The sequence below is a fragment of the Photobacterium sp. GB-56 genome, from assembly GCF_003026105.1.
Classification (GTDB): domain Bacteria; phylum Pseudomonadota; class Gammaproteobacteria; order Enterobacterales; family Vibrionaceae; genus Photobacterium.
Genome location: NZ_PYNW01000009.1, coordinates 40436 through 53083, shown reverse-complemented (window position 1 = coordinate 53083; position 12648 = coordinate 40436). Strand labels below are relative to the sequence as shown.

The 12648-nt window shown below is 41.5% G+C and carries 12 protein-coding genes; 9 read left to right on the top strand and 3 right to left on the bottom strand.

The window, feature by feature from the left end:
* The first annotated feature begins 1 nt into the window (after position 1).
* The 4 genes from truB (at position 2) to nlpI (ending at position 4985) form a co-directional block, all read left to right on the top strand.
* Complete coding sequence (truB, locus tag C9J42_RS13380; protein WP_107302074.1) at positions 2 to 952, top strand: tRNA pseudouridine(55) synthase TruB; 951 nt, start codon at positions 2 to 4, stop codon at positions 950 to 952.
* A gap of 197 nt (positions 953 to 1149) precedes the next feature.
* On the top strand, positions 1150 to 1419 hold the full coding sequence (rpsO, locus tag C9J42_RS13375) for a 30S ribosomal protein S15 (RefSeq protein ID WP_005369538.1): 270 nt from the start codon (positions 1150 to 1152) through the stop codon (positions 1417 to 1419).
* A gap of 387 nt (positions 1420 to 1806) precedes the next feature.
* Positions 1807 to 3933, top strand: coding sequence for a polyribonucleotide nucleotidyltransferase (gene pnp, locus C9J42_RS13370; protein ID WP_369917577.1), 2127 nt, complete (start codon positions 1807 to 1809; stop codon positions 3931 to 3933).
* A 131-nt stretch (positions 3934 to 4064) separates the two neighbouring features.
* Positions 4065 to 4985: a lipoprotein NlpI gene (gene nlpI, locus C9J42_RS13365; protein ID WP_107260496.1), complete on the top strand. Its 921-nt coding sequence runs from the start codon at positions 4065 to 4067 to the stop codon at positions 4983 to 4985.
* Positions 4986 to 5024: 39 nt separating this feature from the next.
* On the opposite strand, the gene C9J42_RS13360 is transcribed toward nlpI, so the two are convergent.
* The 3 genes from C9J42_RS13360 to C9J42_RS13350 all read right to left on the bottom strand — a co-directional run bounded on the left by C9J42_RS13360 (position 5025) and on the right by C9J42_RS13350 (position 9103).
* Positions 5025 to 5903: a U32 family peptidase gene (locus C9J42_RS13360; RefSeq protein ID WP_107302073.1), complete on the bottom strand. Its 879-nt coding sequence runs from the start codon at positions 5901 to 5903 to the stop codon at positions 5025 to 5027.
* Between the two features lie 10 nt (positions 5904 to 5913).
* A complete protein-coding gene (locus tag C9J42_RS13355; protein ID WP_107207288.1) occupies positions 5914 to 6921 on the bottom strand; it encodes a peptidase U32 family protein in 1008 nt (335 codons plus the stop codon).
* Between the two features lie 148 nt (positions 6922 to 7069).
* A complete protein-coding gene (locus C9J42_RS13350) occupies positions 7070 to 9103 on the bottom strand; it encodes an EAL domain-containing protein (RefSeq protein ID WP_199187067.1) in 2034 nt (677 codons plus the stop codon).
* A 227-nt stretch (positions 9104 to 9330) separates the two neighbouring features.
* Here C9J42_RS13350 and C9J42_RS13345 point away from each other — a divergent pair, with 227 nt between their 5' ends.
* The 5 genes from C9J42_RS13345 to rimI all read left to right on the top strand — a co-directional run bounded on the left by C9J42_RS13345 (position 9331) and on the right by rimI (position 12647).
* Positions 9331 to 9852 carry an SCP2 domain-containing protein gene (locus C9J42_RS13345; RefSeq protein WP_107207290.1) on the top strand — a complete coding sequence of 174 codons (522 nt, stop codon included), beginning with the start codon at positions 9331 to 9333 and terminating at the stop codon, positions 9850 to 9852.
* Positions 9842 to 10345 carry a GNAT family N-acetyltransferase gene (locus C9J42_RS13340; RefSeq protein ID WP_107207291.1) on the top strand — a complete coding sequence of 168 codons (504 nt, stop codon included), beginning with the start codon at positions 9842 to 9844 and terminating at the stop codon, positions 10343 to 10345. Before C9J42_RS13345 ends, C9J42_RS13340 begins: the two co-directional genes overlap by 11 nt.
* 187 nt (positions 10346 to 10532) lie before the next feature.
* A complete protein-coding gene (locus C9J42_RS13335) occupies positions 10533 to 11630 on the top strand; it encodes a glycerol dehydrogenase (protein WP_107302072.1) in 1098 nt (365 codons plus the stop codon).
* Positions 11631 to 11800: 170 nt separating this feature from the next.
* The gene (locus C9J42_RS13330; protein ID WP_107207293.1) at positions 11801 to 12202 is read left to right on the top strand and encodes a DNA polymerase III subunit psi; all 402 of its coding nucleotides are present in this window, start codon (positions 11801 to 11803) and stop codon (positions 12200 to 12202) included.
* Positions 12192 to 12647, top strand: coding sequence for a ribosomal protein S18-alanine N-acetyltransferase (gene rimI, locus C9J42_RS13325; protein ID WP_107207294.1), 456 nt, complete (start codon positions 12192 to 12194; stop codon positions 12645 to 12647). The genes C9J42_RS13330 and rimI overlap by 11 nt, the downstream gene beginning before the upstream one ends.
* Position 12648 lies beyond the last annotated feature (1 nt).

Sequence of the window (12648 nt, the reverse complement as noted above, 5' to 3'; positions counted from 1 at the left end):
CATGGCACGTCGTCGTAAAGGTCGCCCAATTAATGGTGTCATTTTAGTTGATAAGCCTACGGGAATTAGTTCAAACGATACCTTACAGAAAGTAAAACGTATCTTTTTTGCTCAAAAGGCGGGCCATACTGGTGCGCTTGATCCTTTGGCGACGGGTATGCTGCCCATCTGTTTTGGTGAAGCAACAAAGTTCTCTCAGTTCTTGTTAGATTCAGATAAACGCTATCGTGTGATCGCAAAACTGGGCGAACGTACTGATACTTCTGATTCTGATGGCGAAGTAGTTGAAACACGTGATGTGAACGTTAATCGTGAGCAACTCGAAGCGTGTATTGATAAGTTCCGTGGTACAACAGATCAGATCCCATCAATGTATTCTGCGCTGAAGTACAAAGGGCGTAAATTATACGAATATGCACGTGAAGGCGTCGAGGTTCCTCGTGAATCACGAAAAATTACTGTTTATTCTGTTGATTTACTGCGTTTTGATAATAATGAAGTTGAAATGGAACTTCATGTATCAAAAGGTACTTATATTCGTACTATCGTTGATGATCTGGGCGAAATGTTAGGTTGTGGTGCTCACGTTATCATGTTGCGTCGTACAGGGGTTTCTAACTTCCCGTATGAGCGAATGGTTACTATTGAGCAGTTACAAGAGATGCTTGATGATGCAAAAGCCAATGAGGTAGAACCAGGCTCTGTGCTGGATGCGTTATTGCTACCAACTGACACCGCAGTACAAGATTTGCCTGAAGTGAATATCAGTGCTGAGGTTGCGGTGCATGTGCTTAATGGTAATCCGGTAGAAGCTGACAATGTTCCTGCAAAAGGGACCTTAGTACGTATTTCTGTCGGCTCTGAGCGTGAGTTTATTGGTGTGGGGACTATCGATCTTAAAGGTATGCTAGCGCCAAAACGCGTCATGGCGAATGAACATCAGCAAGATTAATTGACAACGGTAGAACCACTTACTGCTTTGCTTTTAAAGAATGCAATGAAGACTTCTATTTATTGTTTATTATTGTCGTGGTTACTAATTATTCGCTTGTAGTTATCTATATCGATCAGTATAATCCGCGGCTTGGGTGCCGGCTGAATCAGAGATTGGCGGCACAAATTAAAACATCTTTGTATTAGGAATGAGTTATGTCTCTGAATGCAGAAACTAAAGCAGCAATCGTTGCAGAATACGCACAATGTGAAAATGATACTGGTTCTCCTGAAGTTCAGGTTGCACTTTTAACAGCGCAAATCAACCACCTTCAAGGTCACTTTGCTAACCACAAACACGACCACCACAGCCGTCGCGGTCTGCTACGTATGGTTTCTCGTCGTCGTAAGCTTCTAGATTACCTAAAAGGTAAGAACCTAGATCGTTACCAAGACCTAATCAAGCGTCTAGGCCTACGTCGCTAAGATTGCTTTTAGAAAGGAGCCTTATGGCTCCTTTCTTTTTGTTTTAAAAGATAATACATACCGCAGTTTATATTTTTCCTTCTGTTATTTTCCTCAATTTCGTCTACTATCTGTACCGAAGTTAATCTTATGTTTGTTGTATGCATGCTAAGGCAGGAATATGATAGATAAAAAGAGAAGCTGTAGTTAATCCCATTTTTATGTATCACGAGTCGTTTTCGTCGACCTTTAGGTCGCGGCTAATAAAATACCTCATCATGATGAGATATTTCCTTAGTCGCGATACGTGAAATTACATGAAAGTGAATATCATCACATGACGCTGTTGTTTGTCTTAGTTATAATTAGCAAGCAAATAGAAAGCGGAATATATTTAAGGAAATTCACGTGAATCCTATCGTAAAGACTTTCCAGTACGGTAACCACACGGTTACTCTAGAGACTGGTGTTATGGCACGTCAAGCGACGGCTGCAGTAATGGTTAGCATGGACGACACTTCTGTGTTCGTTTCTGTTGTTGGTAAGAAAACAGCAGTAGAAGGCCAAGACTTCTTCCCACTAACAGTGAACTACCAAGAGCGTACTTACGCTGCAGGTAAAATTCCTGGTGGTTTCTTCAAGCGCGAAGGTCGCCCTTCTGAAGGCGAAACTCTGACTGCACGTCTAATTGACCGTCCAATCCGCCCACTATTCCCTGACGATTTCAAAAACGAAGTTCAAGTTATCGCTACTGTGGTTTCTGTTAACCCTGCAGTAAGCCCTGACATCGTAACTATGATCGGTACATCTGCAGCACTTGCTATTTCTGGTATTCCATTTAATGGTCCTATCGGTGCGGCACGTGTTGGTTACATCAACGATCAATTCGTACTTAACCCAAGCAATGTTGAGCTAGAAGAAAGCCGTCTAGATCTTGTTGTTGCTGGTACAAAAGATGCTGTACTAATGGTTGAGTCAGAAGCTGATCGTCTATCTGAAGAGCAAATGCTACAAGCGGTTGTATTTGGTCATGACCAACAACAAGTTGCTATCAATGCAATCAACGAGTTTGCTGCTGAAGTGGCTACACCAGCTTGGGATTGGGTTGCTCCTCAAGAGAACACTGCACTTAAAAATAAGATCGCAGAGCTTGCTGAAGCTAAGCTTGTTGATGCTTACCAAATCACTGAGAAAATGGCGCGTTACGACCGCATTCATGAGATTGCTGGTGAAGTTAACGATGCAATTCTTGCTGAAGATGCAGAAGCAAATACAAAAGAAATCCACACTATCTTCCACGATCTAGAGAAGACAGTTGTACGTGGTCGCATTATTGCGGGTAATCCACGTATTGATGGTCGTGAAAAAGACATGGTTCGTGCGTTAGACGTACGTACTGGTGTCCTTCCACGTACTCACGGTTCTTCACTATTTACTCGTGGTGAAACTCAGGCACTTGTTACTGCAACATTGGGTACACAACGTGACGCACAGATCATTGATGGTCTAACTGGTGAGACGAAAGATCACTTCCTACTACACTACAACTTCCCTCCATACTGTGTAGGTGAGACGGGTTTTGTAGGTTCGCCTAAGCGTCGTGAAATTGGTCACGGTAAACTGGCTAAGCGTGGTATTGCTGCTGTAATGCCATCTGTAGACGAATTCCCATACACAGTACGTGTAGTATCAGAAATCACTGAATCTAACGGTTCATCTTCAATGGCTTCTGTATGTGGTACGTCTCTTGCTCTTATGGACGCTGGTGTGCCAATTAAAGCGTCTGTTGCGGGTATCGCAATGGGTCTTGTTAAAGAAGGCGACGATTTCGTTGTTCTTTCTGACATCCTTGGTGACGAAGATCACCTAGGTGACATGGACTTTAAAGTAGCAGGTACTGATGACGGTATTACTGCACTTCAAATGGATATCAAGATCGAAGGTATCACTAAAGAGATCATGCAGATTGCTCTTAACCAAGCTAAAGGCGCGCGTAAGCACATCCTTAGCGTAATGGATAACGCAATCAATACTCCACGTGAAGATATCTCTCAGTTCGCTCCTCGTATCCATACGATGAAGATCAACCCTGAGAAGATCAAAGATGTTATCGGTAAAGGTGGTGCTGTTATTCGTGCACTTACTGAAGAAACGGGTACTACAATCGAGATCGAAGATGATGGCACAGTGAAGATCGCTGCGACTGAAGGTACTGCTGCGAAAGAAGCAATCCGTCGTATCGAAGAAATCACAGCTGACGTTGAAGTAGGTCGTATCTACACAGGTAAAGTAATGCGTATCGTTGATTTCGGTGCGTTTGTATCTGTGATTGGTACTAAAGAAGGTCTAGTACACATTTCTCAAATCTCACAAGATCGTGTAGAGAAAGTGTCTGACTACCTACAAATGGGTCAAGAAGTTCAAGTTAAAGTGCTAGAAATCGACCGTCAAGGCCGTATCCGTCTAAGCATGAAAGAAGCAGTTGAAACACCTGCTGCTGAAGCGCCAGCTCAAAACGAACAGCCTCAAGGCTAAGTTTTTTGCTAAAAGCATGATATAAAGGGGCTATCTAGCCCCTTTTTGTTATCTAAAAAACATCATGCCGTGTTCTATGGTGTAGAGTAATACAATAGGATCGTGATTATTAAGCCTTAGGGAGAAGCGCTTTGATAGCAACTCGCTTTACATTTGCCGTTATGACTGTAGCGATGATGCTAACAGGCTGTTCGGCGATGCCAACCAAGTGGACTCATCCACCGATGGCTATTCCATTTCAGCCAACTTTACAGCAGCAAATTCAATTAGCTCGCATTGATCAAATTTTGCAGCGAGACGATATTCCACAGGCAACATTAGCGAAAATATATTACGAGCGTGGGCTAGTTAATGACAGCTTAGGGTTGCGTGATTTAGCGCGATTAGATTTTAATAAATCCCTCAATTTAGAGCCGAACCAACCCGATTTATATAATGTGTTAGGGGTCTATTTTACCCAAATGGCACATTTTGATGCGGCTTATGAAGCGTTTGATTCTACCTTAGAGTTAGCGCCTAACCATCTTTATGCACAACGTAATCGCGGTATTGCCCTGTACTACGGTGAGCGCTATGAATTAGCGAATCAAGATCTTTTGCCTCATTACGAACAGGATCATAATGATCCGTATCGCGTGATCTGGCTATACCTTAATGATGTTGAATTAAGCCCAGAGAAGGCGCAAGCTCAATTAAAACAGCGCTATGATGCCAGTGATAAAAAAGCGTGGGGATGGCAATTGGTACGTCTGTTTTTAGGGCAAATTACAGAGCGAGAATTACTCAGTGATATTGCACAGCAGAGCGAAAATAACGATCAACTTGCTGAACATTTAACAGAAGCGTATTTTTATCTCGGTAAGCTACATCAGAACAATCAGGATTATTCTACTGCGGTAATGCTCTATAAATTGGCGTTAGCGGGGAATGTGTATGAGTTTATTGAACACCGGTTGTCGCTCCTGGAGCTCAGTCGATTATACTCTGCGTATCAAGATCAATCCCCTGATACACAAAATGAAGAAACCGTCCCAGTAGTCCCTGGGGGATAAAAAGAAAAGCCGCATTAGCGGCTTTTTTTATTTAAATAATTACTCGCTGATGTTCAATCCAGCTAAGCTATGCCAATAACCATTACATTGATGGCTATCCTCTAGTTGATGACGAGTTGCACTTTGTTCATTAGCACGGAAATCATCCACTAAAGATAATGTATCAAGACCCAGTGGACTTAAACGCACGACATCAACGATATCAGCCATACCTTTAAGATCGTTTATTAGGTTATAGCAGTAGCCTGATTGAGTCTGAATACCATTTAGGGTAAAGACTTTTTGGTTTTCTTGGCTATTAACCGTGATCCCTTGTGGATACTTGATACAGCAGGTTTCACAGTCATCTTTGGCGCGATTTTCTGCGCGAGCGGTAAAGCAACGGGCAGAATATGCTAACGGTAGATAGCCATAGCTAAACACTTCCGTTTCAAATTGATTGCGAATGCCAAGTTTTTCACATTCAATTAAGGTGTTATTTAACCATTCACGTGATAACTCAACTGGCATACACCAGCGGGTCATACCTTGTTTTAAAAACAGGTTTAATGTTTGGGCGTTATAACAGTTAACCGCAGGACCGACGACAAAAGGAATTTTTGCTTCAGAGGCTAATTGAATCGCAGAGACGTCGTTAGCTTCAATGATAAAATCACCATTATCGATGTACTTTTTCATGATATTCACTTCGCTTGGCGCTTCGAGTAGCGCCATTGTCGATAGCACGACTTGTTTTCCACTATCGGCAATATCTTTCGCGATCTCTAACCATTGTGCAGGCTTTAGCTCACGGCGTTTTGAACATACACTTTCGCCTAAATAAATGATATCAACATTGCTGTTTTTTGCTTGTTGGTAAAACGTTTCAACATCATTTTTAGGCCAGAAGTAAAGTAATGGGCCAAGAGAATATTTCATGGTTTGGCTCCTATTGCCATTTACGGTGATAAGCACCGAGTGTGGTTTGTTTACCTTCTGATACATTACCAAGACATGCATTCCAAGCAGGATTTACTTGGTAGCCTTCTGGATTAGCTAAATAGTGATCAATCGCTGCACGCCATGTGCGGGTGACCTGTTCAACATAAGCAGGGCTACGCTGACGACCTTCAATTTTTACTGAGGCGATATTGGCCTTAAATAGCTCAGGAAGAATCTCCAGGGTATTGAGGCTCGTTGGCTCTTCAAGGGCGTGATAGCGTTTGTTCTCACCATCGATGTTGATATCAAAGCGACCTTTACACAGTGTAGGGTAGCCAGCGTTTTCACCATGGCCATAGCGGTCAATCAGTACTTCGTTTAAGCGAGACTCTAAGCCTTGTGGCGTTTCTTGCCAACGGACAAATTTGGCTGGTGAACAAGCGCCTACAGTATTAGGAGATTCACCGGTCATGTAAGACGATAAGTAGCAACGCCCTTCAGACATAATACATAGGCTACCAAAAGCAAAGACTTCTAGCTCCATATCTGTATTACGCGCCAGTTGTTTTACTTGATGAATCGATAAAACCCGAGGCAGTACAACACGCTTTATATTGAAATTTTGTTTATAAAAATCAATCGCGGCAGTGTTAGTTGCTGAAGCTTGTACTGATAGGTGAAGTTCTAAATCTGGATACGTTGTAGCGGCATATTCAAGCACTGCAATATCAGCGACAATCAGCGCATCAACCCCCATAGCGGCTGCATTATCTACCGCTTTTGTCCAGCGGTTGAAACCATCGGGATGGGCAAAGGTGTTGAGTGCAATATGTAATTTACGGTCGTGATCTTTTACGTACTGTACGGCTTTTTCGAGTTTACGGCCTGTAAAGTTTAAACCTGCAAAATGGCGGGCGTTAGTATCATCCTTGAAACCGATATAAACGGCATCTGCACCATTATCAATTGCGGTTTTTAAGGCTGGAAGGTTACCAGCGGGGCAGAGAAGCTCCATTATTTTTTATCATCCAGTCTTTGAATAAAATTATGACCTTTGATACTAAAATTCTTTATCTTATGGCGCTTTGATTTTAGGCAGGTTTTCGTTGTTTTTATTAATAAAAAGGAGCGTTATTGCTCCTTTTTTTTGTGGTATTTTTGACTCATTTATTTTGCAGTAAAATGGCTTCTAATTCATGCTTTGGCATGGGACGATAGAAGTGGAAACCTTGGATATAATCACAATTTAAATTAGATAGCAGTGTGGCTTGTTGACGGGTTTCAATCCCTTCGGCGACCACACTCATTTTTAGTGATTTACCTAAGTTGATGATGTTTTCAATTAAGGTTACCTGTTTAGGAATGGTGTCGATATCTTGAATAAACGCGCGATCCACTTTAAGTTCATCTAACGGAAAACGCGCAAGATATGAGAGTGACGAATACCCAGTACCAAAGTCATCAATCGACAGTGCAAAGCCAAGTTGCTTAATGGCATTGAGCATTTGGATGGTATGTTCACCATCACTCATTACCGCACTTTCTGTCAGCTCAAAGGTAATATCGGCAGGGTTGACATCTGTTGATAAACGTAATTTATCAACAAAGTTTATTAAGCCTGAATTACCAAACTGTTGCGGCGATAAGTTAATCGCGACTCGTCCTGTTAGCAATTTACGTTTTTTCCACAGGCTGACGGTGGTGAAGACCTCACGCATGACTGCGCAGCCGAGTTGTTCAATTAAGCCAGAGCTTTCTGCGACAGGAATAAATTGGGCAGGGCTAATATAGCCTTCGACAGGGTGTTTCCAACGTACTAACGCTTCTGCGCCGTCAATCGCAAAGTCACGGGCATTAACTTTTGGTTGATACCAAACTTCGAGGCCATTATTTTGCAGCGCTTTTTGTAGCTCTATTTCCAGCCATAAACGCATTCGTGCTTCTTTGCTCATCGCATCATTAAATTCAACTAAGCGATTTCGACCTCGATGTTTTGCTTCATACATGGCGGTATCGGCATTTTGTAGCATCATGCGTGCATCATTACCATGCCCCGGGGAGGTGACCATTCCAATTGAGCAGGCTAAGTGCTTTCTAAAGTGACGCAGCTCAAACGGTTGATTAACCAGCGCTATGATTTGCTCTGAGATAATCTCGCCAGTGCGTTCATGCTCAGGGTTTGGTAATAGGATCGCAAACTCATCACCGCTTAAATAGCCCAAAATTGCGGTTTCAGGTAGTAATCGACGTAAGCGTTGTGCAATTTCTTGCAGCACTTTATCGCCAATGTGGTGACCGAGTGAATCATTGATATTTTTAAAGTTATCAATATCAATATAGAGCATCACGACAGGCGTTTCTGCTTTCATCAGTTGGTCTAATTGACGAGTAAAGCCGTGACGATTGAGCAAACCAGTTAATGGATCCATTTGTACTAGTTGTTCAATTTGTCCTTGTTGGCGCTTATTGTCTTTTTCTTGAATTGTTTCGAGTTTCACCAGTAACGCTTCAGTCCCCATTTGTTTCACAGGAGAGATGGTCAGCTTTAAAGGCTTAGTCTGTTCGTTATGAATAATCGGGAAGTAGGTGATAGTTTCTTTATTATCATTATTTTTTAAGCGATGACTGGTGCAAGGTTGTTTCTGATTATCGTGCAGTAGTTGATCCAGTGGGCGACCCAGTAGTTCTTTTTTTGAATGACAACCAAGTTGGATCGCGGCTTGTTCATTCGCATTAATAATAATGTTATTTTCAACTAAACAAATGCCTTCAGTGATCAAGTTATTCAATTGTGTTAACTGGTGTTCTGTCTCTTCTAATGAATGGATCAGGATCTGGCGTTCAGAGGTATCAATGGAATGTAGAATAATATGTTGTACGGTGCCGTTGCTATCTAATAATGGAGCAAGACTAAAGTGTAAACTTGATTCATGTCGGCTATCGTTAAGCACGACTTCTGCCTCAATACTTTCGCCGTTAAATGCACGTTCATAGTAAGGTTTAAGGGAGTGATAATAATGTTGACCGAAGACATTGGTGTCGTTATTGCCGAGTAATTCTTCTCGCTCAAGACCACTAACTTCACTAAAGCGATTATTTACCGAGTGATAGTTATGTTGGCGATCAAGGATGGCAAAAAAGAAGGGGCTATTATCCGTCAGCAAAGGAAACCAATAATCTAGTTGCTCTGTTGGCATGTCGTCACCATTCTCCATGATTTGTGCGGATATGTGCATTGCTGAATAGTAGGCAATCGTATTTTCATTTATCTATGTACTCTAACTCGAATATGTACAACATAGCGAAAATTATTATCAACTTTGCTGAAACAGAAGCATTTTTTTTGACTCAAGGCATAAAACGAAATAGCGTTCTTGCCATACAATCGAAGACTAAGTGCGATTTTAAACAGGAATAAATCATAGTGATTGCTCAACTTCGAAAACAACTCGTTCAACATGGTCCTTCATTACTGCGTGTACCGGCCAAACTGACACCTTTTTCGCTTCAGAAAAAAGTGATGTTGGATGGCTTAGCTATGGTTTTCAAAGAGGCACTAGAGGATGGTGATTTTGAGTTTTTAGAAGATCGTTGGCTTAAAGTTGAAGTGCGTGATTTAGGCTTACAGTGGTTTATAAGTTACGAAAATGAAAAGTTAGTTGTAGCGGAATCTTGTGAACAAGAAGATGTGAGTTTCAGTGGTGAGTGTAATGATTTAGTACTTATTGCTGCACGGAAAGAAGATCCTGATACACTGTTCTTCCAACGTCGTCTTCGAATTGAAGGGGATACTGAGTTAGGGCTAGAAGTTAAAAACTTGATGGATAGTATCGATCTTGATTCTTTACCTGCTCCTGTGAAATTTATTTTGCAGCAATCTGCCGATTTCATTCATCAAGGTATGCATGATCGCAGTGCTGCCCAAGAGGCCTTAAATGCTCATTAGATCCGAAGCTCCCGCTGATATCTTAACGATTGATACGCTATTAAAAGCCGTATTTCCCACTGATGCTGAAGCTAAACTTGTTATGGCGTTACGCGAAAATGGAAATCGAACCCTATCGCTGGTGGCGTGTAATGATGAAGGTGAAGTGGTGGGTTATGCCTTTTTTAGCCCTGTAACGGTTGATGGTGTTGACACCAATTGGCAAGGCCTAGCGCCTTTAGCGGTTCGTGATGATTACCAAAATCAGGGAATTGGTTTGACGTTGCTTGAAGAAGCAAAAAGTGTACTCGCTGATTTTGATTATCCCGTTATAGTGGCGGTGGGAAATTCTGAATATTATGAAAAAGCGGGTTTTACAAAAGCTGTTGATCATCAGCTTACTGCTACTTTGCCTGATACAGAAAATACGTTTATGGTTTATGAAGTTTTTCCTGAATCCGTCGCACAATATCAAGGTAAAGTTGAATACTGTAACGAATTCAACGCACAATAAATACATCGTACGTATTTATTGATTAATGCTTTAATGTCTGACAATGAAAGCACAGCGATACTACGCTGTGCTTTTTATATTGAAAAATCATTAGTATTGAGAAGTAAGATATCTAATTTCTACATATAGCTAATTACTACATCGTGATAGTTTGTTATTTATATAAATATAATTAGGACTGTCACCGATGATCCCTCGCAGCATCACATCGCCAAAAAAATTCATTATTGGTCAAGATTTACTTTCTCAACTTGATGTTTTTATAAAAGACTTTGGCAATAATGCCTTATTGATTTGTGATGATTTCATTTTAGATCGTGTTCAACAAGAAGCGTTGCCTTGTTTAGAACTCGCGGGGATCAAGGCATATTGCGAGAAATTTCAGTATGAATGTACTGATAATGAAATTGAACGTTTACGTAAGATAGCCATAACACAAAATTCAAATGTTGTTGTTGGTATTGGTGGTGGTAAAACCATGGATGTGGCGAAAGCCGTTGCGCATTATAGCAATGCATCAGTGGTGATCTTCCCAACAATAGCCTCAAGTGATGCACCTTGTACCGCGGTGTCTGTTATTTATAAAGAGAGCGGTGAATTTGATCGTTATTTGTTATTGCCGCAAAACCCTGATGTGGTATTAGCAGATACTCGTATTATTGCTCAAGCGCCGGAAAAATATTTTGCCGCGGGTATTGGTGATGCGATAGCAACCTTTTTTGAAACGCGTGCTTGTTGTTACGCTGCTGGACTTAATCTAGTACAAAAACGTGTGTCACGTACCGGACTCGGTATGGCTCTTATGTGTTATGAGTTGATTGTCGATAACGTTGAAATGGCGATGGAAGCTGTTCGCCGTCAGGAAGTTACACCGGCTTTAGAAGAAATGGTAGAAGCCATTGTGTATTTAAGCGGTGTGGCGGCAGAATCAGGCGGCATTGCGTGTGCACATGCGATTTGTAATGGCATGTCATCACTTGAGAAGTTTAATTATATTCAACATGGTGAAAAAGTAGCATTTGGTTTATTAGTACAATTAGTACTAGAGGAAGCCGATATTGAAGAAATAGAGAATGTAATTTACGTGATAAAAATGGCAGGGTTACCACTGACATTGGCTGATTTTGGTATTAATGAATGGGTTGAAGATGATTGGCGTCAGATTGTTGATCTTGCCTGTTCACCAAGCGGCTCAATGAGTAATATGCCTGTTGCTGTGAGTGCGGAGCAAGTGTACCAAGCGGTGATTGCAGCCAATGAATTAGCACAACGTTATCACGACTAAGTTGATTTTATGTGAGAGAAATACCGGCCTAGAGCTGGTATTTTTTTATCTCTGTTTTGAGTAAGCTTTATGAGTACAACCGATACGTAATTTGGTAGGATCTGCGCTCATTGCTCCTCATAGCGTGCTCAAGACATGCTGTGATTGATAGAAAAGATAGCAGGTGTGGAATGAAACAACGTGATATTCAGGTTCTACAAGAAATGGGACTCACTTATTGGCAGGTTAGAAAGCCTGAAATATTTCCCAATCAAGAGATCCCTGTTATCGATCTACCTGAACATTGCAAGTTACTACTGATAACCAATGATGAGCTTAATGAGCATGATGCTTGGCTCTTCGGACGGATCCTGAGCAGTATGAAACTAACGCCAGAACAAGCATTATGTTTACCGCTTGAAGCCGTTGAACAAGTCGGTGAGCATTATTTAACATGGTGTTGGTTTGCTGGTTGCCAAGGGGCTCACCCGACAGGCTGTCAGGTATTAAATTCCGTATCTTTACACTTAATGCATAATGATCCTTCATCGAAGAAAGCATTATGGCAACAGATCTGTAGTTATGACGTATAAAATTATTCCATTAGACACCCAGCATGTTGATGATGTTTGGCGTATTGAACAAGCGGCTCATGCTTTTCCATGGGCAGAGTCGATGATCCGTAAAGAGCCAAATCGTATTGCAGCAAACTATGTGTTAGTCGTTGATGATCAGGTAGTAGGGTACTGCTTTGGTCAATTAGTCGCGGGTGAAGGAACACTGTTAAATATTGCTATTGATCCTGCTCATCAACGAAAGGGATATGGCAAAGTGTTACTCAATGGTTTTATTGATGCGTTAGAAGCCAAGCAAGCGGAAGAGATTTGGTTAGAAGTCCGAGAGAGTAATACCGGTGCGTATAAACTTTATGAAGCAACTGGCTTTAATGAAACTAACCGCCGTATTGATTACTACCCAACGGAAAATGGGCGTGAAGATGCCTTGATCATGGCGTATATGTTTATGCCTTTTGGCTAGG